The sequence below is a fragment of the Roseivivax halodurans JCM 10272 genome, assembly GCF_000521785.1.
GTDB classification, from domain to species: domain Bacteria; phylum Pseudomonadota; class Alphaproteobacteria; order Rhodobacterales; family Rhodobacteraceae; genus Roseivivax; species Roseivivax halodurans.
The window spans coordinates 1-22,383 of the sequence record NZ_JALZ01000046.1; the positions used below are offsets into that span (position 1 = coordinate 1).

The following is a 22,383-nucleotide window of genomic DNA, read 5'->3' on the forward strand; positions in this document are numbered from 1 at the left end:
CCTTGACGATGTAGTCGGCGGCCATGCGGCCCTCCATGCATTTGGGTGATTGCGGCTGCGCATAGCACCGGCCCGACGATCCGGCAACGCCGCCCGTCCCGGTTGCGCGCGGCCGGCCTCTGGGGCATGTCCCGAAACGGCCCCAGCCCCGAGGTGACCCGCCCATGCCGAAACAGCCCCGCGCCTGGCAACGGATGCTGTCCGGCCGCCGGCTCGACCTGCTCGACCCGACGCCGATGGACATCGAGATCGACGACATCGCCCACGGCCTCGCCTTCGTCGCGAGATGGAACGGGCAGACACGCGGCGACTACGCCTTCTCGGTCGCCGAGCATTCTCTGCTGGTCGAGACGATCCACGCCCGTCTCTGCCCCGGCGCGCCGGCAAAATGGCGGCTGGCGGCGCTCCTGCACGATGCACCCGAATACGTGATCGGGGACATGATCTCGCCGGTGAAGACCGCGGTCGGGCCCGGCTACGGCGCGCTCGACGCCCGACTCGCGCAGGCGATCCATGTCCGCTTCGGTCTGCCCGCGGATATCCCGAAGTCGGTCAAGCGCCAGATCAAGCGCGCCGACAGGGTCTCCGCCTGGATGGAAGCGACGGCGATCGCCGGTTTCTCGGAGGCCGAGGCGGACCGCTTCTTCGGCCACCCGGACCCCGCGCTGCGCGAGGGTCTCGAGATCGTCCTGCGCCCGCCACGGCAGGTCCGCGAGGACTTCACCGCCCGCCACGCCGAGCTGCTCGCCCGGATCTGACCGCAGCCTGCCCCTTCTTCTTGGGACAAATACTCCGGGAACGCGAGGGCAGAGCCCTCGCCGCCGCAGGTGGTCAGCGCGGCGAGCGCTTGGCGAGGATGCGCTGCAGCGTGCGGCGGTGCATGTTGAGCCGCCGCGCGGTCTCCGAGACGTTGCGGTCGCAGAGCTCGTAGACCCGCTGGATATGCTCCCAGCGCACGCGGTCCGCCGACATCGGGTTCTCGGGCGGCGGCGGCAGATCCTCGCCCTTGGCGAGCAGCGCGTTGACGATGTCGGTCGCGTCCGCGGGTTTCGAGAGGTAGTCGGTCGCGCCGATCTTCACCGCCGCGACCGCTGTCGCGATAGCGCCATACCCCGTCAGCACCACGACGCGGCTGTCGGGGCGCTTGCCCCGCAGCACCTCCACCACGTCGAGCCCGTTGCCGTCCTGCAGGCGCAGATCGACGACCGCGTAGGCCGGCGGGCGGGCCGTGGCGATGGCGCTGCCACCGGCGACGGAATCGGCGGTCTCGACCGAGAAGCCGCGCTTCTCCATCGCCTTGGCGAGGCGGCGCAGGAAGGCGTCGTCGTCGTCGACGAGCAGCAGCGAGCGGTCCTCGCCCAATTCTTCCAGATCCGGTTCCGCCACGGTCTTCCTCTCCATCACTCGGTCAGCCGTTGAGTTAGGACCGCCGCCCTGCGCGGTCAAACCGCGTCACCCCGCTCACGCGTCCTCGAGAAAGCACGCGACGCGCTCGGCCATCTCTTCCGGCGATGTGTCGCGCCGAAAGAAGTCGACCGCGCCATGTTCCGGCAGCACCAGATAGGTGAAGGTCGTGTGATCGACGAGGTAATGTTCCTCCTCGGTCTCGGGCACGCGGTAATAGACCCGGTAGGCGTCGGCGGCGGCCTTCACCTGCTCGGCCGAGCCGGTCAGACCCAGCATGTCCGGATGCATGGCATCGGTGAACTCCGCCATGACCTCGGGCGTGTCGCGCTCGGGATCGACGCTGATGAAGACGGGGCGAACGCCGTCGTGGCCCCCCTCGGCCAGAAGGTCCGCCGCCGCCGCGTTGCGCGCGTTGTCGAGCGGGCAGACGTCGGGGCAGAACGTGTAGCCGAAATAGAGCAGCCCCGGCTCCTCGAAGACCTCCGCGCTGCTGACCGTCTCGCCGCTCTCGGAGACGAGCTCGAAGGGCCCGCCGATCTCGCCCATGCCGCCCGCGACATTGCCCTGCCGACAGGACGCGAAGGCCTCGGCATCGCCGCGCATGGCCGACCAGAGAACGGTCCCCCCGATCACCGCGAGGATCGCCACGCCGGCGCCGATGGCCGCAAGAGCCGTTGTGTTCCGCATCGTTCGTCCCTCTGTCGCAGTTGATCGGGCAGGGGCGAGCCCTATCAATTCCGGGGTCGGCGGCAAGAGACAGAAGCGCACATGTCCGAGAGTTCAGAGACCGAGCTCGACCTCTTCGGCCCCGGCAGGCGCCGCAACTGGATCCGTCTGCGCACGATGATCCTGCTGCGGTGGTTCGCCATCGCGGGACAGCTCGCCGCCATAATCCTGGCCCAGCGGCTCTACGACCTGCAGCTCGAGATCGGCCTCTGCTTTCTCGCCGTCGGCGTGTCGGTGGTCGGCAACCTCGTGGCGATGTTCGTCTTTCCCGAGAACAAGCGCCTCTCCGAGCAGGAAAACTTCATGATGGTCGTCTTCGACGTCCTGCAATTGTGTTTCCTGCTGTTCCTGACCGGCGGCCTGCACAACCCCTTCTCGCTCCTCGTGCTCGCCCCGGTCACGGTGTCCGCCGCGGTGCTGCGCCTGCGCTCCACCATCATCCTGAACCTGATCGCGTTCCTTCTGGTCACGATCCTGATGCTCTGGCACCTGCCGCTGGTAACCGCCGACGGGGACGTCCTGAGGATCCCCAACCTCTTCGTCTTCGGGCAATGGATCGCGATCACCATCGCGCTCGTCTTCATCTCCGTCTATGCGCGGCGGCTGACGACCGAGATGCACGCGATGCAGGACGCCCTGACCGCGACGCAGATGGCGCTCGCCCGGGCGCACAAGCTCAACGATCTCGGAGGGGTGGTGGCGGCGGCGGCGCACGAGCTCGGAACGCCGCTCGCCACGATCAAGCTGACCTCGGCGGAACTGATGGAGGAACTCGCCGACCGCCCCGAGCTTCAGGACGATGCGCGGCTCATCCGCGAGCAGGCGGACCGCTGCCGTGACATCCTGCGCGGCATGGGGCGCGCGGGAAAGGACGACCTGCAGACGCGGCAGGCCCCGCTCGCCGAGGTCGTCCGCGAGGCGTCCGAGCCGCACGGCGCCCGCGGCAAGGACGTCATGATCGAGCCGATCGGAGAGCCGGGCGCCGGCCCCCAGCCGCAGATCCTGCGGCGGCCCGAGATCATTCACGGGCTGCGCAACCTCGTGCAGAACGCCGTCGACTTCGCCCGCACCACCGTCTGGATCGAGGCGATCTGGTCGGCGGATTCGATCACCGTCCGGATTCTCGACGACGGCCGCGGCTTTCCGCCGCAGCTGATCGGGCGGATCGGGGATCCTTTCGTCCGCAGGCGGCGCTCCGGGCAGGAGCGGCGGCAGCGTCCGGAATACGAAGGCATGGGGCTTGGCCTCTTCATCGCCAAGACCCTGCTCGAGCGGACCGGGGCGGAACTGAGCTTTGCCAACGGTCCCGACGGTCCGGACGAGCGGCGCGGGGCCATCGTGGAGGTCGTCTGGCCACGGGAGCGCATCGCACCCGTCGCGCCGCGGGCCGAGAGCGGTGCCGTGCCGCCACGGATGGCGCAGCCGAGCACCTGATCTCCGGCATCGCTCGCGTTAACCTTTTGTTTACCATTTTCCAGCAAGAGACCCGGACGCTTCTGTCTGTGATGTCATGGCATCCGGCCCTGTCCGGGTGAACGGGTTTTAATGCTTCTCGCCCAAGTCTGGGCTGCGATTGTCGGCGCGGCGCTCGCCATCGCGGCTCTGGGACTCTTCTTGGCCTGGTCGGTCCGTCGCCTGCCGGGCCAGAGGCGCGCCGACAACGAACTGGCTGCGCTGTTCCTCCTCCGCGACGGTCGAAGCGTCGATGCCAGCCCGTCCGGCGAGGCCGTCATGTCCCGCCTCGACCGCTCCGCCTCCTCCGAGGCGGACGGCATTCCCTGGCCCGAGCTCTCTGCGGTCCTGAGCCGGGTCTTTCCCGACCTGACCGACGCGATGCCCGAGGACGGCGCGCGGTTCGAGGCCCGTGACGGCTCGGGGCTGGTGCTCGTCGCCCGGATGGAGGCCGGCACGATAGCCCTGCACCTCCAGGGGGAGGACAGGAAGCCCGTCGCGGCGCTCGAACAGGCCCTGATGCGTTCCGAGCTCGACGATCTGCGCGAGGGCCTGTCCCGCGCGCCTTTCCCGATCTGGCGGACCGACGCGCTCGGCGAGGTCACCTGGGCGAACCTGCGCTACCGCACCCTCTCCGAGCAGACCGGTCTCGCCCCGCTCGTCCCGACCCGGTCGGCCGACGAGGCCGACAGGATCAGCGCCCGGGTCGAGCTGGCCGACCCGCCGCGCGACGGTCCGCGCTGGCTCGAGCTGACTTCGAAACGCGCCGCCCGCGGCTGGCTGCATTATGCGGTCGACATCGACGCGGTGGTGAATGCCGAACAGGCGCAACGCAACTTCGTGCAGACGCTGGCGAAGACCTTCTCGCATCTGCCCACCGGGCTCGCGATCTTCGACCGCCTGCAGAAGCTCATGCTCTTCAATCCCGCGCTCACCGACCTCACCGGCCTCACCGCCGAGGAACTCGCGGGCCGGCCGGACCTGATGTCGTTCTTCGACATGCTGCGCGAGCGGCAGATCATGCCCGAGCCGCGCGACTATGCCAATTGGCGGCAGGAGCTGTCGCAGATGATCTCGGCCTCGAAGGACGGGGGCTACTCGGACACGTGGTCTTTGCCGTCGGGCCTCACCTTCCGCATCACCGGGCGGCCGCATCCCGACGGCGCGGTGGCCTTCCTGATCGAGGACATCTCGGACGAGGTCTCGCTGACCCGCCGCTTCCGCCGCGAGCTCGAACTCAGCCAGTCGGTGATCGACGCCTTCGACGACGCCATCGCCGTCTTCACCGCGGGGGGCATCCTCGCCTTCAGCAACTCCGGCTACCGCGAGATGTGGGACAGCGACCCGGACGAGGCGCTGCACTCCATCTCCGTGATCGACGCCACGCGCCATTGGCAATCGCTAAGCGAACCGACGCCGTTCTGGGGCGAGGTGCGCGACTTCGTGCGCCAGCACGGCGAAAGGGCGCGCTGGGACGGAGAGGTGCTTCGGACCGACGGCCGCAAGCTGACCTGCCATGTCGAGCCGATCCACGGAGGCGGGACGCTCGTGCGTTTCGTGGAATGCCCGGACGCCAAGGCGCGACAGACCGGCTGATATCCGGTTGCGGGGGAGCCCTCCCCGCGCCATTTTCGGCGCCATGACGCGCCCCCTCCAAACCTTCGAGACCGTCCTGCCCGACGCGGATGCCACCGCCGCCCTCGGCCGCGCGCTGGGCGGCGTGCTCCGCGCCGGCGATTGCGTCCTCCTCGAGGGCGGGCTCGGCGCCGGCAAGACCCACCTCGCGCGGGCGCTGATCCAGTCGCGTCTCGTGGCGCCCGAGGACGTGCCCTCGCCCACCTTCACCCTCGTGCAGGTCTACGAGACCCGCGGACCCGAGATCTGGCATGCCGACCTCTACCGCCTCTCCGGACCCGACGAGGTGATCGAGCTCGGGCTCGACGCCGCCTTCGAAACCGCGATCTGCCTCGTAGAATGGCCGGACCGGCTCGGCGACATCACCCCCGCCGAGGCTCTGACGGTGGAACTGGTGCCCGAGGATGCCGGCGGCCGGCGCGCGATCGTCCGCTGGACCGATGCCGCATGGGACGCGCGGCTGGCGGGGCTCACATGAGGGATTTCCTGACCCGGGCGGGATGGGGCGAGGCCGAGGCGGCACCGCTCGCGGGCGATGCCTCGACCCGGCGCTACACCCGTCTCCACCGGGAGGACGACAGCGCCATCCTCATGGAGGATCCGGGCGGCGACGTCGCTCTCTTCGCCCGGCTCGCGGATTATCTGCGCGGCGCCGGTCTCAGCGCGCCGGAGATTCTCGCGATGGATCCGGGCCGCGGCCTCATGCTGCTCGAGGATTTCGGCGACGCGCTCTTTGCGCGCCGTGCCGAATGCCATCCGGACGAGGAACCGGGACTGTACCAAGTCGCGGCCGACGTCCTTCTGACGCTGCATCGCACCGCTCCCGCGGACGGGCTCGCGACCGCGACGCCCGCCTATCTCGCCTCGCTCACGGGCCTCGCCTTCGACTGGTACCTGCCCCGCGCGGGAGGGACGCCGGACGCCAGCGCCGAGGCCGCCGCCCGCGACGCCTTCGCCGAGGCGCTGGAGGCCCACGCGCCCGAAGCCGGGGTGACGGTGCTGCGCGATTACCACGCCGAGAATCTTGTCTGGCTGCCGGACCGCGACGGCCCGCGCCGGGCGGGCCTCCTCGACTTCCAGGACGCCTGGATCGGCCACCCGGCCTACGATCTCGTCTCTCTCTTGCAGGATGCCCGCCGCGACGTGGGCGACGCGGCCGCCGCCGCCTGCCTGCGCCATTATCTCGACGGCTCCGGGCTCGAGGCGCAGCGGCTCGAGACCGCCTGCGCCGTTCTCGGCGCCCAGCGCAACCTGCGCATCCTCGGCGTCTTCGCCCGCCTCGCGGTGACGCGCGCCAATCCGCGCTACATCGACCTCGTGCCCCGCGTCTGGCATCATCTCCAGAGCGACCTCGCGCATCCCGCGCTTGCGAAGCTTCGCGGGATCCTCGATGTCCTGCCCGCCCCGACCCCTTCCGTTCTGGAGCGCCTCAGGACCCCATGACCGATGCCCTGATGATCTTCGCCGCGGGATTCGGCACCCGCATGGGCGCGCTCACCGCCGACCGCCCGAAACCGCTGATCGAGGTCGGAGGGCGCAGCCTGCTCGACCGGACGCTGGACCTCGCTCGCGCCCACGGCCCGCTGCGTACGGTGGTCAACGCCCATTACCGCGCCGCCCAGATCGAGGATCACCTCAGCGGCACCGATATCGCCGTGTCGGTCGAGGCGCCCGACATCCTCGACACCGGTGGCGGGCTCAAGGCGGCGCTGCCGCTCCTCGGTGCCGAGACGGTCTTCACCTCGAACGGCGACGCGGTCTGGGCGGGACCAAACCCGTTCGATTGTCTCGCAGAAGCCTGGCACCCGCACCGGATGGACGCGCTCCTCCTGACCGTGCCCCTGCCGATGGCGGTCGGGCGCAAGGGCGGCGGCGATTTCGCGCTCGGCGCCGACGGACGCCTCAAGCGCGGCGGATTGCGGGTCTATACCGGCGTGCAGATCGTCAAGACCGCGCGCGTCGCCGAGATCCCCGACCGGATCTTCTCGCTCAACTTCCTCTGGAACCGGCTGGCCGAGGAGGGGCGCCTCTTCGGCGCGAACTATCCCGGGCGCTGGTGCGATGTCGGCCATCCCGAAGGCCTCCGCCTCGCCGAAGAGATGCTGGAGACGCCATGATCTTCGCCGAGGCTTCCGCCCCGCGCGTCTTCGGCGCGCCGCCCGGTGTCGATTTCCCGCGCGCGCTTGTCGCGGGCCTCCGCCAGCGCTTCGAAGGCCAGCCGCCCGAAGCCATCGCGCGGGCCGAGCTGATCGTGAACACCACCCGCATGAAGCGCCGGATCGAGGCGCTCTTCGCCCAAGGGGCGCCGGGCTTCCTGCCGCGCATCCGCCTGCTCGACCAGGCGGGCGATCCGCATCTCGCCGCGCGCCTCGCGCCGCCGATCCCGCCGCTGCGCCGCAGGCTCGAGCTGACCGCGCTGGTCTCGCGCCTGCTGGACGCAGAGCCCGATCTCGCGCCGCGCGCCGCGCTCTTCGATCTCGCCGACAGCCTCGCCGCGCTGATGGAAGAGATGCAGATCGAAGGCGTCTCGCCCGAGGCGGTGGCCGGGCTCGATGTCAGCGACCAGTCCGGCCACTGGGCCCGCGCCCTGCGCTTCGTCGAGATCGTGCAGCACTTCTTTGCCGCCGAGACCGACCCCGACGCCGCTGCCTTCCAGGCACGCCTCGCGAACGCGCAGCTCGCGCGGTGGGAGGAGAGCCCGCCCGCGCACCCGGTGATCCTCGCCGGCTCCACCGGCTCGCGCGGCACGACGCTGCGGCTGATGGAGGGCGTCGCCCGCCTGCCGCAGGGGGCGCTGATCCTGCCGGGTTTCGACACCGACCTGCCGCGCCATGTCTGGGACGAGCTGATCGGCGGCGTGAGCCGCGACGACCGCACCCTGCCGGGCGAGGATCACCCGCAGTTCCGCTTCGCCCGCATCCTGCAGAAGCTCGGGCTTATGGCGGACGACGTCGCGCTCTGGACCCAGGATGCCCCGCCCGCGCCCGGGCGCAACCGCCTCGTCTCGCTCGCCCTGCGCCCCGCGCCCGTCACCGACCAGTGGCTGACCGAAGGGCCGGGGCTCGGCGACCTGATCGAGGCGACGGACACCCTCACGCTGGTCGAGGCGACGACCCGCCGCGAGGAGGCGCTCGCCATCGCGCTGCGCCTGCGCGAGGCCGCGGAGACCGGCCAGGAGGCGGCGCTCGTCACCCCCGACCGTCTGCTCGGCCGGCAGGTCACCGCCGCGCTCGACCGCTGGGGCATCCTGCCCGACGACAGCGCCGGCATCCCCGGCCAGTTGACCCCGCCGGGGCGGCTTTTGCGGCACGTCGCGGCGCTCGCCGAGGCGCCGCTCTCGGCCGAGGCGCTGATCACGGTGCTGAAGCACCCGCTGACCCATGCGGGCGACCGCACCCGCGGCCACGGCCTCCTGCGCGAGCGGCTGGAGCTCTACCTCCGCGGCGAGCGCGTCCACCGCGACCTTGTGGCCGAGCCGCTCCCCTATCCCGAACCGCGCCACATCCGCGCCTTCGCCGAGGTCTTCGAGGCCGGGGAGTGGGGCGAATGGCTGATCGGCTGCTTCTGCCGGCCGCCGGTGCACGGCACCCGCCCGCTGGCGGACTGGGTCGCGGACCACATTGCCCGCACCGAGGCCATCGTCGCGGGCACCGCCGGAGAGCCCTCGGAGCTCTGGGCCAAGCAGGCCGGCATCGCGATCCGCGCGGCCGTGGACGACCTCGCCGCAGAGGCCGGCCATGGCGCGGATCTCTCGGCGCGCGACTACTCCGACCTCTTCGGCGCGATCCTGCGCCGGGTCGAGGTGCGCGACCGCGACGCGCCGCATCCGCATATCCGCATCCTCGGCACGCTCGAGGCGCGGGTGATGGGCGCCGATCTGATGATCCTCGCCGGCCTCAACGACGGCACCTGGCCCGAGATCCCCGCCGCCGATCCCTGGCTCAACCGTCGCATGCGCGCCGATGCGGGGCTCTTGCTGCCCGAACGCCGGGTCGGCCTCTCGGCGCACGACTTCCAGCAGGCGATCGGCGCCCGCGACGTCTGGCTCACCCGTGCCGAGAAATCCGACGACGCCGAGACCGTGCCCTCGCGCTGGCTCAACCGGATCACCAATCTCATGAGCGGTCTCGCAAGCCGCAACGGCCCCGAGGCGCTCGCCGCCATGAAGGCGCGGGGCCGCCACTGGCTCGGCCTCGCCCGCGCACTCGAGGCCCCGCCCGAGATCCCGCCCGAGCCGCGTCCCTCGCCCGTCCCGCCCGTCGAGGCGCGACCCACCGCGCTGCGCGTCACGCGCATCAAGACGCTGATCCGCGATCCCTACGCGATCTACGCCGCGCATGTGCTGAAGCTGAACCCGCTGCCGCCGCTCCAGCGCGCGCCCGACGCGCTCCTGCGCGGCACCACGCTGCACGACGTGCTCCACCGTTTCATCGAGAGCGTGCTCGAAGACGAAGGCGCGCTCACCGAGGCGCAGATGATGGCGGAGGTCCGCGCCCGCCTCGCCGAGGTGCCGTTCCCGCTGATCCGCCAGCTGTGGCAGGCGCGCATGGCCCGCGTCGTGCCGGGCTTCGTCGAGGACGAACGCCAGCGCCTCGCCCGCGCGCGCCCCTCGCCGCAATCGCTCGAGATCCGCGGCAAGGCCGAGATCCCGAACCTCGGCTTCACCCTCACCGGCACCGCCGACCGGATCGACATCGACGAGCGCGGCGGCGCCTGGATCTACGATTACAAGACCGGCAATCCGCCCTCGTCCAAGCAGGAGCGCTACTTCGACAAGCAACTCTATCTCGAGGCCGGCATCGCGGGCCGCGGCGGCTTCGGCGATCTCGCGCCGCGCCACATCGCGGGGCTCGCCTATATCGGCCTCGGCTCGAAACCCGGCGAAGTGCCGCTCGACATCGAGGAGCTGCCGCCCGAAACCGTCTGGGCCGAGTTCGAGGCGCTGATCGCGGGCATGCTGGACGAGGATCACGGCTTCACCGCCCGCCGCGCCATGCAGGAGGACAACGCGGTCAGCGATTACGACCACCTCTCGCGCCTCGGCGAATGGGAGCTGACCGACGCGCCCCGCAAGGAACGGATGGAATGAGGGACGAGGCCACCCAGCGCCAGGTCGACGCCGCCGAGCCGGGCAATTCCACCTGGCTCGCCGCCAACGCGGGCTCGGGCAAGACCCGCGTTCTGACCGACCGTGTGGCGCGGCTCTTGCTCGACGAGGTCTCGCCCGAGAACATCCTCTGCCTGACCTACACCAAGGCCGCCGCGACCGAGATGCAGAACCGCCTCTTCAAGCGGCTCGGCGCCTGGGCGATGAAGAGCGACGCCGAGCTGCGCGGCGAGCTGCGCCAGCTCGGCGTCGAGCGCGATCTCGGCTCGGAATTCCTGCAGCAGGCACGCACGCTCTTTGCCCGTGCGATCGAGACGCCGGGCGGGCTCCGGATCCAGACGATCCATTCGTTCTGCGCGGGCCTCCTGCGGCGCTTCCCGCTCGAGGCTCAGGTCTCTCCGCAATTCAAGGAGGTCGAGGAGCGCGCCGCCGAGCTCCTGCGCGCCGATCTCCTCGACCGGATGGCGGACGGGCCCGAGGCGGCGCTCGTCGCGGACGTGGCGCGCCACTTCACCGGCGCCGACGACGGCTTCGATGCGCTCCTCAAGGACCTGATCGGCCGCAAGGAGGCGTTCCTGCCCGCCCGGTCGCCGGAGGCGATCCGCGCCGCCTACGACCTGCCGCAGGATTTCGGCCCCGAGGTGCTTGCCGACACGGTCTTCCTCGGCGGCGAGGCGGAGCTTCTGGCCGAGCTCGTCCCGGCGCTGGCCGCGGGCGGCAAGACCGACCAGGCGCTGGGCGAGACGCTCAAGGGCTTCCCCGGCGCGGGGATCGAGGGGCTCGCCCATCTCGAAAGCGCGATGCTCACCCAGAAGGGTACGGTCTCCTCGCGCTTCCTCTCCAAGGGCGTGCGCAGTGCGGTGCCGGTCCTCGCCGAGCAGGCCGACCGCCTCGCCGCCCGCGTCGAGGAGGCCCGCAACGCGCGCCTCGCCCTTGCAGGCGCCGAGCGGGACATCGCGCTCCACCGCTTCGCGCAGGCCTTCCTGCCCGCCTACGAGGCCGCCAAGCAGGCCCGCGGCTGGCTCGATTTCGACGATCTCATCGACCGCTCGCTGGCCCTCCTGTCGGACGACCGGGTCGCCGACTGGGTGCTCTACCGGCTCGACGGCGGCATCGACCACATCCTCGTGGACGAGGCGCAAGACACCTCGCCCAAGCAATGGAAGGTGATCGAACGCCTCGCGCGGGAATTCACCTCCGGCGAAGGCGCCCGCGACATCTCCCGGACGATCTTCGTCGTCGGCGACAAGAAACAGTCGATCTACTCGTTCCAGGGCGCCGATCCCTCCGAGTTCGACCGCATGCGCGAGGATTTCGGCCAGCGCCTCGCGGCGACGGGCACTCAGCTCGCGACGCTGACGCTCGCCCATTCCTTCCGGTCCTCGCCCGAGATCCTCGCCGCGGTGGACGCGACCTTCGAGGGCCGCACCGCGAGCGGCTTCTCCCCGGACGAGGCTCACATCGCCTTCAAGTCGCACCTGCCCGGCCGCGTCGATCTCTGGCCGCACGTGCCCGAGGCTCAGAAGGCCGACGAGGCCGAATGGTACGAACCGCTCGACCGCGTCGGGTCCGAGCATCACGACAAGGTGCTCGCCGCGCGCATCGCCTCCGGCATCGGGCAGATGATCGCCACCGAAACCCTGCCCGTGGAGCAGGGCGGCACCCTCGCACAGCGCCCGGTCACCGCCGGCGACATCCTGATCCTCGTGCGCGGGCGGGGCCGGATCTTCCGCGAGACGATCCGCGCCTGCAAGGCGGCGGGCCTGCCCGTCGCGGGCGCCGACCGGCTCAAGGTCATGGCCGAGCTTGCGGTCAAGGATATCGGCGCGCTCCTGTCCTTCCTGTCGGTGCAGGACGACGACCTCTCGCTCGCCGCCGCGCTCCGCTCGCCGCTCTTCGGCTGGTCGGAACGCGACCTCTACACCCTCGCGCAGGGCCGCAAGGGGCTTCTCTGGGAACGGTTGCGCCGTCAGCCGGACGCCTACCCCGCAACGCTCGCGATCCTGAACGATCTGCGCGACCGCGCCGATTACCTGCGCCCGTTCGATCTCATCGAGCGCATCCTCACCCGCCACGACGGCCGGCGGCGCCTGATCGGGCGGCTCGGGCCCGAGGCCGAGGACGGCATCGACGCGCTTCTGGTGCAGGCGCTCGCCTACGAGGACGCCTCGATCCCGTCGCTCACCGGCTTCCTGCAATGGATGCAAACCGACGATCTCGAGATCAAGCGCAGCCCCGAAAGCGCCGGCGGCCGCATCCGGGTGATGACGGTGCACGGCGCCAAGGGCCTCGAGGCGCCGGTGGTGATCCTGCCCGATTGCGGCCCGCCGCGCACCGCGCTCCGCGACACGATCCTGCGCGGCGAGGACGGCGCGTTCTGGAAGATGTCCGGCGACAAGGCCGCCGCCCAGCTCCGTGCCGAGGACGCGCAGAAGGCCCGCGAGGCCGAGGAGCGCGACCGCCTCCTCTACGTGGCGATGACCCGCGCCGAGCGCTGGCTGATCGTCGCGGCCTCGGGGAAACTCTCGTCCTCCGGGGACGACTGGTATTCGCAGGTTCAGGCCGGCATGAAGCGCGCCGGCGCGGCCGCGCATAAATTCGGCGATGCCGGCGAGGGCCTCCGCCTCGGCTCGGACTGGAGCCACCTGCCTCGGACCGAGCCCGCCACGGACCAAACCGTCCTGCCGGAGCTGCCCGAGCGGTTCCGCCGACCCGCACCCGCCCCCGCCGCCGCGCCCGAGACCCGCAGCCCCTCGGATCTCGGCGGCGCGAAGGTTCTCCCCGGAGCCGACGGCGACGACATCGAGACCGCCAAGCTGCGCGGCACCCGCCTGCACCTCCTCCTCGAAGTGCTGCCCGTCCTGCCCCCCGAGGACCGCGAGGCGGCCGCCGCCCGCCTGCTGCCAGAGGCCGGGGCCGACCTCGCGTCCCTCCTCGCCGAGGCGCTGGGCGTCCTTGAGGGCCCGGCCGCGGCGCAAGTCTTCGCCGCGGAGGCTCTGGCCGAGGTGCCGCTCGCCGCGACCCTGCCGGGGATCGGCCCGCTCTACGGCCTCATCGACCGGCTAATCGTGACGCCCGGACGGGTGCTCGCCGTCGATTTCAAGTCGAACCGGACCGTGCCCTCGCGCCCCGAGGACGTGCCCGAGGGGCTCCTGCGCCAGATGGGCGCCTACCGGGCGATGCTGGAAGCGATCTATCCCGGACACCGCGTCGACGTCGCGCTGCTCTGGACGGCGACGGGGACGCTCATGGAGCTGCCGCACAGCATCGTGAGGGATGCGCTCGCCCGCGCCACCCCATCTTGACGCATCGCGGCGCGGTCCATACGTTCCGCGTCCAACGCGAGAGCGGGTGCGCCCGCATCCCCGAACCCCGGATCAGGAGAGCTGCCATGTCCACCGTAGCGGTCACCGACGCGACCTTCGACGAGGAAGTGAAGAACGCCGACGTCCCCGTTGTCGTCGATTTCTGGGCCGAATGGTGCGGCCCCTGCAAGCAGATCGGCCCGGCTCTGGAAGAGCTCGCCGCGGAATATGACGGCAAGATCAAGGTGGCGAAGGTCGATGTCGATCAGAACCCCGACACCGCCGCCGCGATGGGCGTCCGGGGCATCCCCGCGCTCTTCATCTTCAAGGACGGCCAGGTCGTCTCGAACCGCGCCGGCGCCGCGCCCAAGGCCGCGCTGAAGGGCTGGATCGACGAATCGATCTGATCCGACACCCGGACCGACCGTTCAAGACCCCTGCGGCGCCCGCCGCGGGGGTCCTTTTTTGGGTCTGACGCATATTGGGAGCAGATGAAGCCTCGCCTCGCTCTGGCTCTAGATCCTCACTCACTCCAAGTCGGAACGCCGCCAGACGGTGCCGCCACAATTGGGGTATTGCCATCGTTGGCCTCACGTTTCGCCTGGGCCATGACGTGCAATAGCTGCGCCTGGTTTCGGAGGCCAAGCTCGTTCACTCCGGTGATGCCGAGTAAGGCCATGCTGAGGTCGATTTCCTGTCGCAGCAGTCGGAATGCATGAGCCACGCCAGCGTCACCTGCGACAGCCGCTGCGTATAGGAATGGCCGCCCGAGGAAGACGAAATCCGCGCCAGCGGCAAGCGCTTTGAGCACATCGGTGCCTCGGCGGATACCTCCGTCGAGCATCACCGTCAGTTCGGGCACGGCGGCGCGAATGTCCGGCAGGGCGTCGAGGGGAGCTATGGCACCGTCGAGTTGCCGGCCGCCGTGGCTTGAGACAACGATCCCGTCGACGCCTACCCCGGCAGCGCGGGTCGCATCTTCGGGGCATAGCACCCCCTTGATCACCAGACGTCCCGGCCAGCGTTCGCGGATGAAGGACATGTTTTCCCAAGTCAGACGGTCGCGTCCAATCGTTGACCGCGTCAAGGTGCGGGAAAAGAGTGGTGGGCCGCGCTCCGCGTCCATGTTCTCGAAATGCGGCATGCCACTTGCCGCCAAGGTTCGGCCGAGGGTTCCGAGTGTCCAGCGGGGATGCGTCGCGAAATGCCAGGCGAGACGGGGGGTCAGCCGGAAGGGCGCGTCGAACCCGTTGCGGGCATTGTTCTCGCGGTTGCCAGTAACCGGAACGTCCGCGGTGACCACCAAAGTGTCGTAGTTGGCGTCACGCAGGCGCTTCAAGAGCGCCTCGATGCGGGCGTTGTCGCCGGGCACGTAGCACTGGAACCACCTGCTGGCACCTTCTTCGGCCACGCGCTCAAGCGGGGTCAGCGAAGCGGCACTACATATCGCAAAGCTGCCGGACGCGGCGGCGCCGCGCGCGAGTGCGACGTCTCCGTCGTAGGCCGCAAGAGCGCTGAACCCCATCGGAGCCACGCCGAAAGGAACCGCGTATTCGGCGCCGAAAAGCGTCGTCTGCGTAGTGCGGTCGGAGACATCGCGGAGGATACGCGGCGCGAGCGCGATGCGTCGAAAGGCCTCCTCTGCATTCCTCAAAGCCTTTCCGGTCTCGACCGCGCCTTCGACGTAACCCGCAATCGGCAGCGGCAGGTGCCGGAGCGCCCGCTTCTCGAAATCCTCGAGTGACAGATAGCGCCTCAAGCTTCGCGGAACGTCATTCGCCTTGCGATCAGCAATAATGGCAGGCCGTCTGCGGGCTGAGGCCTGGGCTGGCCCGTCCATCGTTTACTCCCTGTTGCTACAATCCGGCTCGCGGCACTCAATCCGTGAATTCACAGCCGCGGGCAGTCAATGTCTCGTCCACCCAGCTCCGATCAATTGTCCCGGCTCGGATTGCAGCGATATCCTTCTGTTCCGCGGCCTGCTTGGCCTCGGTGGCAGCCAGAACCGCTTCCGCCTCTTCCATAGGCACGCAGAGCACCCCGTCGCCGTCCCCCAGGATCAAGTCGCCAGGCCGGATCACCATACCGTCGATGGCTATGGCTGTGTTGATTTCGCCCGGGCCGTCCTTGTATGGGCCGCGATGGGTCACGCCTGCGGCGAAGACGGGCAAGCCGCAGCGGCGGATCTCATCCGCATCCCGGATCGCTCCGTCGATGACAATGCCGGCCACATTCCTCTCCTGCGCGATGTAGACCATGATCTCGCCCATGATCGAGTTGGTGAGATCGCCGCCGGCATCGACCACGATCACATCGCCGGCCTCGGCCATATCCAGCGCCTTGTGTAGCATGAGGTTGTCGCCGGGACGCACCTTCACCGTCAGCGCAGGGCCGGCCATGGTTTGGCCAGCCTCATGGAAAGGCCGTAGGCGGCTTCCCGCAGCAGTCAGGCGGCTCATCGAGTCGGAGACATTGGCGACCGGGAGGTTGGCGAAACGGTTCGCGATGTCCGCATCGACGGTGACAGTGCGGCGCTGAATTCTGAACCCGAGGGTCATTTTAGTTCTCCTTCGTATTTGTGTCTGAGGCCCCTTTGGCGCCTGAAGCCGTCACCGACAGTTGCGCAATCACCTGGTCGACGATGGAGCGGCCGACCCGCAGCAATGCGCCGTTTGTCGCCCCGCCGAGATGCGGCGTGGCGAGTAGATTGGGGCAGGCCAGCAAAGGGTTGTCGGCGGCAGGCGGCTCTTCGGCGAAGACATCCGTTGCGGCGCCTGCGATCCGGCCGCTTTTGAGCGCCGCGGCCAAGGCAGGCTCGTCGACGATACCGCCACGCGCGCAATTCACCAGGAATGCGCCCTCGGGCATCATGTCGAGCGCGTAGGCATCGATGGCGTTCCGGGTGTCTGGAACCAATGGGGCGTGAATGATCAACAGGCGGGACGATTGCAGAAGGTCCTCGAGCGAGGCCGCTCGCGTGACGCCTTGGGGCCAGCTCGCCTCTGGCAGGCCGGGGTCGAAGGCCCGAACTGACGCGCCGAAGCCGTTGATCATTCGCGCGGCTGTTGCGCGACCAATGGACCCGAGGCCGAAAATGCCGATCTCGATCTCGTTAAGATCCCAGCCCTGTCTTTCGTGGCGCTCGAGCGTCTTGCCGGCCTTCAGGGCGAGCGTCGCGCCATGGATGTTGCGCAGCAGCGCGAGAGAGAACCCAACGGCGAGGTCGGCGACGGAGTCCGCATTGGCGCCGGGCGTGGAGAGCACCGCAATGCCGCGGGCTTCGGCTGCCGCCACATCGATGGCATCAAGCCCCGCACCGTGCTTGCCGATGACCCTGAGCCTGGGGCAGGCAGCAACGTCAGCAGCCGTTATCTTGCGTGCTCGGACAATGACGGCATCGCATTTCGATGGAAACGGGGCTTCCGGGCCGAGAATGTTGGCGCCTTCCGCGAGCCTCTCCATTGCGGTGGGATGAATCGGTTCAAGGACGTGGACGGTGGGGCGAAGTGTCATGCAGAGACCTTCGTCAGGCCTTCCGCCAGCCAGCGCACCGCTTGTTCGACTTGCGTCGGCGATTGCGGTTTCTCGGTTTCGCTTCGGTGAGCAGTACGTCGGTAAGCGTCGAGAACGGCCTCGGTGACCGTGGCATGTAGCCCGAGGGCTCGCGCCTGTTCGAGTGCCGCCGCAACCTCATGCTGCCGGCGCGGGGCGTGCACCACATGAGTGCGCACCATGGCGTCCAGGAGATCTGGGAAAGGCCGAGCGTTGATGTCGGCGAGATTGGATCGGATCTCGGCGGAGAGCCCCATGCGGTCGGCCGCCGCGAAACATTCAACTGCGAGCGCTTCGATCCCTTTCGTCATGAGGGTACGAAGAAGCTTCAACCCGCAGGCATCGCCAGGCTGGGAGTTTGCAAGGGCCTTCGCGTTCAGGCCGATGGTAGCCAGTTCTGTTGCTGCCCGATCCGCTTCGGAACCGGACAAGATAATCGGTGCGTCGGCGCCGGCGAGATCGACCGATCCCATGATCGCGCCGTCGACAAAGGCCACCTTGGACCCTTCGAATTTCGTGGCGCAGGTGCGCATCAACTCCTGCGGCGAGGATGTCAGGTCGATGTAGAGGAGGGCGTCCGAACGCGACGCCAGCTGATCCGCTACTGCCTGCGCCGCGGCCGACGGCACCGCGCTTAGCACGAGCGTTCCGGGCACAATTTTGTCCGGCAAAGCGGATTCGACCAGTCTTGCGCCGTGCTGACCGGCCGCGACCGGGTCCACGCAGCGAAGCCCGTTGCTCGACAACTCGATGCGGCTGGCGAAGGCGCGCCCCACTTCACCGTATCCGATCAGGATGGCGTCCCGGCTCGATTCGCTCATCACAATGCCTCCTCCCAAGCCGAACTCAGAAAAACAATCTGAGGACAAAAAGCAAGATAAAAACAATCAAGCGGACAGATGCATCTCAAGATACTCGTATAAAAACAAACTAATGCAAAGATTTAAGGATGAATTGCGTGCTTGCGTGTGAGATGTCTGGACAGGATAGTTTTTGTTTTGTATCGCTTGTGCATTCGTCGACCTGTGGGGGGGACGACGAGATGCTTGATCCAGGGAGGAACTCGATGACCAAAACCGTCGCACTTGCCGCAACCGTAGGCCTGGCCTCGTTCGCGGGCACCGCCGCATTCGCCGAATATCCAGAGCAGCCGATCGAGATGATCGTCGCCTATTCAGCCGGCGGCGGGACCGACACCGCGGCCCGCACTTTGGCGCCGTTCATCGAGAAGTATCTCGGCGATGGTGCTTCGATCTCGGTGATCAACAGACCCGGGGCCGGCGGCGAGATCGGCTTCACCGAGCTTAGCCAGGCGGAACCGGACGGATATACGATCGGCTTTATCAACACACCCAACATCCTGACGATCCCGATCTCGCGCGATACCCGCTACACGATGGAAGACATTCAGGCTGTAGCGAACGTTGTCTACGATCCCGGTGCCTTCAACGTGCTGCCGGACGCGGACTTCACCACGCTCGAGGCGCTTGTTGCTCATGCCAAGGAAAACCCCGGCGAGGTGACCTACGGCACCTCCGGTGTCGGCGGTGACGACCACCTTGCCGCGCTGCAATTCTCGCGCGCTGCCGGCATCGAAATGCGCCACGTCCCTTTTTCCGGAGCAGCTGACGTGCGGGCTGCGGCGCTCGGCGGTCATATCGACATGGCGGTGCTGAACATCAGTGAAGCCATCGAGCTGGTCGAACAGGGAGAACTCGTCTCTCTGGGCCAGATGGGCGAAGAGCGCTGGGATGGCGCACCGGACGTGCCGACGTTCAAGGAGCAGGGTTTCGACGTCGTTATGGGATCGGACCGTGGCTTCGGCGCGCCGGCCGGTATACCGCAGGAAGCGCTCGACGCACTCCAGCAGGCAATCGCTCAAACCGTCGAAGACCCGGAATTCCTGGACGCCGCAGCCAAGCAGATGCTGCCGCTGAATTATCGGGATTCCGCCGAATTCCAGGCATACCTCGAGCACCTCGGTGCCAACCTTCAGGAAATCTGGAACGAGACGCCCTGGGTTGAGTGAACCACTGCTGCGGCCGGCGCGAGGGGGCACCGGTCGCACGCACATCCGGCAGGAGGAGGAGCCGAATGAACCGACGTGTCGTCGAACTGGTCGCCGCCGGGCTTTTTGCCGGGCTCTTTGCGATACTGCTTTTGCAGGGGATCGGCTATTCCAGCCGGTCGTCCTATATGCCGGTGGCCGCATCTGGGATCGGGCTTGCGATGTGCCTGTTCTGGAGCATCAAGCCCGTTCGGCTTCTTGTTGCCGGCAAGGCTGAACACTTCGACACGACGCGAGCCGACCTCGTGCGCTTCGGTCTGATCCTCGGCGGAGGCATTGCATACCTGGCCGGCTTCATCTGGCTCGGCTTTTTCACCTCGACCATCATTCTCGTTCCCGCGATGTCGCTGGCTCTCGGCTACCGCAACTGGGGTGTCATCGCTGGCACGACGCTCTGCTTCGCGGTCGTGCTTTACGCGGTGTTTCGGCTTCTGCTCGCTGTGCCGTTGCCCCCCGAAGCTCTCCTGACCTTCTTCGGAGCCTGATCCAATGGAAATTTTCTCCGCCATCCTGCACGCCGCGCCGGGATTGTTGGACCTCGGCGTCATCGTCGGCATGATCGTTGGCACCGCGGTCGGGATCGCCGTAGGGGCGCTGCCTGGCTTGTCGGCGACCATGGGCATCGCGGTCCTGATCCCGCTTACGTTCACGATGGAGCCACTGGTCGCCCTCGGCATGATCGCCGGTATCTACAACGGATCGATGTATGGCGGATCGATCCCCGCCATCCTTCTGCGCATCCCGGGCACACCTGCCGGCATCGCCACGGTATTCGACGGCCACGAGATGGCGCGGCAAGGCAAGGCTCGCCTGGCACTCGACATCTCCTTGGTTTCGTCTTCGCTGGGAAGCGCAGTCAGCGCCGTCGCCTTGCTGTTGCTTGCGCCACCGCTCGCCCTCATCGCGCTCAAGTTCAGCCCGGCAAACTATTTTTGGCTCGCTGTCTTCGGCATGACGACGATCGCCATCATGCTCGCGGGCAACCCTGCAAAAGGCATTTTGTCGGCGTGTTTCGGGCTATGCCTCGGCATCGTCGGCATCGATCCGATCAGCGGAAACGAGCGCTTCACCTTCGGCACGGTGGAGTTCCTCTCCGGTATTCACATCGTCGTTCTGCTCACCGGGCTCTACGCCATCCCTCCTGCAATCGACCTGATGCTCGGCCGCAATTCCATTGAGGCAGGCAATATCGATCTGGGTGAGAAATCCACGGGTTTCCGGTGGGCAAGTCTGATCCCGACATGGGTCAGAGCCTCCGGCATTGGCCTCGTGGTGGGCTTGATTCCCGCCCTTGGGGGCAACATCGCCGCCCTCTTGGCCTGGCAGGAGGAGCGCCGCTACTCAAAGAACAAGGAAAATTGGGGCAAAGGCGAACCCGCTGGCCTGGCGGCACCGGAATGTGCCAACAACGCCGACACGGCAGCGACACTGATCCCGGCTCTGACGCTCGGCATTCCGGGCAACGCCGTCGCTGCAGTCGTTCTCGGCGCCCTGCTTGTGCATGGCCTGCGACCAGGCCCTGAATTGTTCAGTGCAAATGCCGACATCACCTATGGCTTCATGCTGACGATGCTGGTCACCTCGGGTCTGATGTTCCTCATCGGCAAGCTGGGCGCCCGGGCCTACGTCAATGTGCTGCGGGTCCCTCGACAGCTGCTCGGGCCGATCATTCTCGCTCTTACCGTCGTGGGCGTCTACGCGATCCACAACAGTATCTTCGAGGTTGCCTTGATGCTCTGCTTTGGCCTCATCGGATTTGCAATGGAGCGCATGGAAATTCCGACCGCCCCAGCTGTGCTCGCAGTCATCCTGGGACCCATCGCAGAGGAAAATCTGCGCCGCGCCCTACTTATCTCTGGCGACGATTTCAGCTATCTGCTGCGGGGCCCGATTTCCATCGTGCTGGCGCTGCTGGTTCTGGGGGCGCTTGTCTCGCCATGGCTGCCGAAACTGAAGGCATCCTTTGGCCGCACCGCGCGCGAGAGCGAGGAGGGACAGTAAAGGAGCGTGAGGGTGAGCGTCAGCGACGATCTCCATACCGAGCTGCGCAGGCGGCTGATCGCGGGGCAATACGACCCGGGTGCGAAACTTCGCGAGGAACACGTCGCCACGGAGTTCGGTGTGAGCCGAACTCCCGTTCGTGTCGCGATCCAGAGACTGGTCGAAGAGGGTTTGCTCGAGGCGGCGCCAAATCGCGGTGCCGTTGTCAGCGAATGGCGCGATAGCGACACAGAGGAAATCTTCGAACTGCGCGTGCTTGCGGAGGGCCAGGCGGCGGCCTGGGCTTCCCGGCACATCACCGATGCGGACCTCGACAGGATGGATGCGCTGAACATGCAGATCGCGCACGCCGTGGAGAGCAAGCACAAGGCGTATCTCGACGAGGTGCAATCGGCCAATCTGGCCTTTCACACAGCACTTTACGAGGCATGCGGCAGCGCGCGTCTGCGCGTCTTCGGCACCAACCTACTGGAATATCCGCTCGTGATTGGCGGCTTTTTCATCTATTCGGACGACGACGCAAGAGAGAGCGTTCGCCAGCACACCGAGATCGTCAACGCCTTGCGGACGCGCAACGCGGACTGGGCCCGAGCGGCAGTGACTTCACATCTATGCGCGGCAATCGAGCGCTTTCGGAAAACGCGGAAGGCCAGCCGCAACGCCATAAAGCCTTCCCCGCGCTGCGATGGCCCATCCATTGAAATAGCTGAAGAGTAAGTTTCATAAATTTTGCAAAAGCGCGCAAATTGGCATGTGACGCGATAAATCTAAAGCCATTCGTCAATGCCACTTAAGCGCTTCCAGCGAAGCTTTACCATTGGGGTCAGGACCCATTGATTTGGTTGCGGGAGCGAGAATCACCGTTCGAAAACGAGCGGTGAACATGTCAGATCTCTTCTGGTTGAGCGATGCGCAGATGGCGCGTCTGGAGCCTTACTTCCCCAAGTCGCACGGCAAGCCCCGGGTTGATGACCGGCGCGTTCTGAGCGGTATTATCTTTTTCAATCGCAATGGCTTGCGGTGGCGAGATGCGCCCCAATGTTAAGTGGCTGCTCGGGGATCGTGGCTACGATGCCGACTGGTTCAGAGAAGCCCTGCAAGACAAGAATGTGAACCGGCGTGGAAAAGTG

At 67.7% G+C, this 22,383-nt stretch carries 19 protein-coding genes and 1 pseudogene; 14 read left to right on the forward strand and 6 right to left on the reverse strand.

Going from position 1 to position 22,383, the window contains the following annotated elements; all coding sequences use genetic code 11:
• Positions 1 to 164 precede the first annotated feature (164 nt).
• A complete protein-coding gene (locus tag OCH239_RS19250; protein ID WP_037266489.1) occupies positions 165 to 758 on the forward strand; it encodes an HD domain-containing protein in 594 nt (197 codons plus the stop codon).
• 73 nt (positions 759 to 831) lie between these two features.
• On the opposite strand, the gene OCH239_RS19255 is transcribed toward OCH239_RS19250, so the two are convergent.
• Both OCH239_RS19255 and OCH239_RS19260 read right to left on the reverse strand, forming a co-directional pair.
• Positions 832 to 1,401 (reverse strand): ActR/PrrA/RegA family redox response regulator transcription factor, encoded by a 570-nt coding sequence (locus OCH239_RS19255; protein WP_157577966.1) that lies wholly within the window; start codon positions 1,399 to 1,401, stop codon positions 832 to 834.
• A 60-nt stretch (positions 1,402 to 1,461) separates the two neighbouring features.
• Positions 1,462 to 2,094: an SCO family protein gene (locus OCH239_RS19260; RefSeq protein WP_051489629.1), complete on the reverse strand. Its 633-nt coding sequence runs from the start codon at positions 2,092 to 2,094 to the stop codon at positions 1,462 to 1,464.
• An 81-nt stretch (positions 2,095 to 2,175) separates the two neighbouring features.
• On the opposite strand from OCH239_RS19260, the gene regB reads away from it, so the two are divergent.
• From regB to trxA, 8 genes are all read left to right on the forward strand, one after another.
• Positions 2,176 to 3,567: a sensor histidine kinase RegB gene (regB, locus tag OCH239_RS19265; protein ID WP_037266491.1), complete on the forward strand. Its 1,392-nt coding sequence runs from the start codon at positions 2,176 to 2,178 to the stop codon at positions 3,565 to 3,567.
• A 111-nt stretch (positions 3,568 to 3,678) separates the two neighbouring features.
• Positions 3,679 to 5,181 (forward strand): PAS-domain containing protein, encoded by a 1,503-nt coding sequence (locus OCH239_RS19270; RefSeq protein WP_051489630.1) that lies wholly within the window; start codon positions 3,679 to 3,681, stop codon positions 5,179 to 5,181.
• A gap of 43 nt (positions 5,182 to 5,224) precedes the next feature.
• On the forward strand, positions 5,225 to 5,698 hold the full coding sequence (gene tsaE / locus OCH239_RS19275; RefSeq protein WP_037266493.1) for a tRNA (adenosine(37)-N6)-threonylcarbamoyltransferase complex ATPase subunit type 1 TsaE: 474 nt from the start codon (positions 5,225 to 5,227) through the stop codon (positions 5,696 to 5,698).
• Positions 5,695 to 6,663, forward strand: coding sequence for an aminoglycoside phosphotransferase family protein (locus tag OCH239_RS19280; protein ID WP_037266495.1), 969 nt, complete (start codon positions 5,695 to 5,697; stop codon positions 6,661 to 6,663). Before tsaE ends, OCH239_RS19280 begins: the two co-directional genes overlap by 4 nt.
• Positions 6,660 to 7,337 carry a nucleotidyltransferase family protein gene (locus OCH239_RS19285; protein WP_037266497.1) on the forward strand — a complete coding sequence of 226 codons (678 nt, stop codon included), beginning with the start codon at positions 6,660 to 6,662 and terminating at the stop codon, positions 7,335 to 7,337. The genes OCH239_RS19280 and OCH239_RS19285 overlap by 4 nt, the downstream gene beginning before the upstream one ends.
• Positions 7,334 to 10,309, forward strand: coding sequence for a double-strand break repair protein AddB (gene addB / locus OCH239_RS19290; RefSeq protein WP_211242028.1), 2,976 nt, complete (start codon positions 7,334 to 7,336; stop codon positions 10,307 to 10,309). The genes OCH239_RS19285 and addB overlap by 4 nt, the downstream gene beginning before the upstream one ends.
• Positions 10,306 to 13,632, forward strand: coding sequence for a double-strand break repair helicase AddA (gene addA / locus OCH239_RS19295; RefSeq protein WP_037266500.1), 3,327 nt, complete (start codon positions 10,306 to 10,308; stop codon positions 13,630 to 13,632). The genes addB and addA overlap by 4 nt, the downstream gene beginning before the upstream one ends.
• Before the next feature lie 86 nt (positions 13,633 to 13,718).
• Complete coding sequence (gene trxA, locus OCH239_RS19300) at positions 13,719 to 14,039, forward strand: thioredoxin (protein ID WP_037266502.1); 321 nt, start codon at positions 13,719 to 13,721, stop codon at positions 14,037 to 14,039.
• Positions 14,040 to 14,155: 116 nt separating this feature from the next.
• On the opposite strand, the gene OCH239_RS19305 is transcribed toward trxA, so the two are convergent.
• Genes OCH239_RS19305 through OCH239_RS21885 form a run of 4 tightly spaced genes read right to left on the reverse strand, consistent with a single transcriptional unit; the run spans position 14,156 to position 18,005 of the window.
• Positions 14,156 to 15,472 (reverse strand): alpha-hydroxy acid oxidase, encoded by a 1,317-nt coding sequence (locus OCH239_RS19305; protein WP_084782674.1) that lies wholly within the window; start codon positions 15,470 to 15,472, stop codon positions 14,156 to 14,158.
• A gap of 37 nt (positions 15,473 to 15,509) precedes the next feature.
• Positions 15,510 to 16,190, reverse strand: a complete 681-nt coding sequence (locus OCH239_RS19310) for an RraA family protein (RefSeq protein WP_037266505.1) — start codon at positions 16,188 to 16,190, stop codon at positions 15,510 to 15,512.
• Between the two features lies 1 nt (position 16,191).
• On the reverse strand, positions 16,192 to 17,145 hold the full coding sequence (locus OCH239_RS19315; RefSeq protein ID WP_051489631.1) for a hydroxyacid dehydrogenase: 954 nt from the start codon (positions 17,143 to 17,145) through the stop codon (positions 16,192 to 16,194).
• On the reverse strand, positions 17,142 to 18,005 hold the full coding sequence (locus OCH239_RS21885) for a DUF1932 domain-containing protein (RefSeq protein WP_051489632.1): 864 nt from the start codon (positions 18,003 to 18,005) through the stop codon (positions 17,142 to 17,144). Before OCH239_RS21885 ends, OCH239_RS19315 begins: the two co-directional genes overlap by 4 nt.
• Positions 18,006 to 18,250: 245 nt before the next feature.
• On the opposite strand from OCH239_RS21885, the gene OCH239_RS19325 reads away from it, so the two are divergent.
• From OCH239_RS19325 to OCH239_RS22365, 5 genes and pseudogenes are all read left to right on the forward strand, one after another.
• Positions 18,251 to 19,213, forward strand: a complete 963-nt coding sequence (locus OCH239_RS19325) for a tripartite tricarboxylate transporter substrate binding protein (RefSeq protein ID WP_084782676.1) — start codon at positions 18,251 to 18,253, stop codon at positions 19,211 to 19,213.
• A 65-nt stretch (positions 19,214 to 19,278) separates the two neighbouring features.
• A complete protein-coding gene (locus OCH239_RS21890) occupies positions 19,279 to 19,737 on the forward strand; it encodes a tripartite tricarboxylate transporter TctB family protein (RefSeq protein ID WP_051489633.1) in 459 nt (152 codons plus the stop codon).
• A gap of 4 nt (positions 19,738 to 19,741) precedes the next feature.
• Positions 19,742 to 21,253, forward strand: coding sequence for a tripartite tricarboxylate transporter permease (locus tag OCH239_RS19335; RefSeq protein WP_157577967.1), 1,512 nt, complete (start codon positions 19,742 to 19,744; stop codon positions 21,251 to 21,253).
• Between the two features lie 12 nt (positions 21,254 to 21,265).
• Entirely contained in the window at positions 21,266 to 21,970 is a 705-nt protein-coding gene (locus tag OCH239_RS19340) for a GntR family transcriptional regulator (protein WP_051489634.1), read from the forward strand.
• A 166-nt stretch (positions 21,971 to 22,136) separates the two neighbouring features.
• Positions 22,137 to 22,292 (forward strand): annotated as a pseudogene (locus OCH239_RS22365) (transposase); the annotation flags it as partial.
• Positions 22,293 to 22,383 lie beyond the last annotated feature (91 nt).

Coding starts and splice junctions, on each gene's coding strand:
- OCH239_RS21885 (WP_051489632.1), bottom strand. CDS start 18,005: ATGAGCGAATCGAGCCGGGACGCCATCCTGATCGGATACGGTGAAGTG.
- OCH239_RS19315 (WP_051489631.1), bottom strand. CDS start 17,145: ATGACACTTCGCCCCACCGTCCACGTCCTTGAACCGATTCATCCCACC.
- OCH239_RS19325 (WP_084782676.1), top strand. CDS start 18,251: ATGACCAAAACCGTCGCACTTGCCGCAACCGTAGGCCTGGCCTCGTTC.
- tsaE (WP_037266493.1), top strand. CDS start 5,225: ATGACGCGCCCCCTCCAAACCTTCGAGACCGTCCTGCCCGACGCGGAT.
- OCH239_RS19285 (WP_037266497.1), top strand. CDS start 6,660: ATGACCGATGCCCTGATGATCTTCGCCGCGGGATTCGGCACCCGCATG.
- regB (WP_037266491.1), top strand. CDS start 2,176: ATGTCCGAGAGTTCAGAGACCGAGCTCGACCTCTTCGGCCCCGGCAGG.
- OCH239_RS21890 (WP_051489633.1), top strand. CDS start 19,279: ATGAACCGACGTGTCGTCGAACTGGTCGCCGCCGGGCTTTTTGCCGGG.
- OCH239_RS19280 (WP_037266495.1), top strand. CDS start 5,695: ATGAGGGATTTCCTGACCCGGGCGGGATGGGGCGAGGCCGAGGCGGCA.
- OCH239_RS19260 (WP_051489629.1), bottom strand. CDS start 2,094: ATGCGGAACACAACGGCTCTTGCGGCCATCGGCGCCGGCGTGGCGATC.
- OCH239_RS19255 (WP_157577966.1), bottom strand. CDS start 1,401: ATGGAGAGGAAGACCGTGGCGGAACCGGATCTGGAAGAATTGGGCGAG.
- OCH239_RS19270 (WP_051489630.1), top strand. CDS start 3,679: ATGCTTCTCGCCCAAGTCTGGGCTGCGATTGTCGGCGCGGCGCTCGCC.
- trxA (WP_037266502.1), top strand. CDS start 13,719: ATGTCCACCGTAGCGGTCACCGACGCGACCTTCGACGAGGAAGTGAAG.
- OCH239_RS19335 (WP_157577967.1), top strand. CDS start 19,742: ATGGAAATTTTCTCCGCCATCCTGCACGCCGCGCCGGGATTGTTGGAC.
- OCH239_RS19305 (WP_084782674.1), bottom strand. CDS start 15,472: ATGGACGGGCCAGCCCAGGCCTCAGCCCGCAGACGGCCTGCCATTATT.
- OCH239_RS19250 (WP_037266489.1), top strand. CDS start 165: ATGCCGAAACAGCCCCGCGCCTGGCAACGGATGCTGTCCGGCCGCCGG.
- OCH239_RS19310 (WP_037266505.1), bottom strand. CDS start 16,190: ATGACCCTCGGGTTCAGAATTCAGCGCCGCACTGTCACCGTCGATGCG.
- addB (WP_211242028.1), top strand. CDS start 7,334: ATGATCTTCGCCGAGGCTTCCGCCCCGCGCGTCTTCGGCGCGCCGCCC.
- addA (WP_037266500.1), top strand. CDS start 10,306: ATGAGGGACGAGGCCACCCAGCGCCAGGTCGACGCCGCCGAGCCGGGC.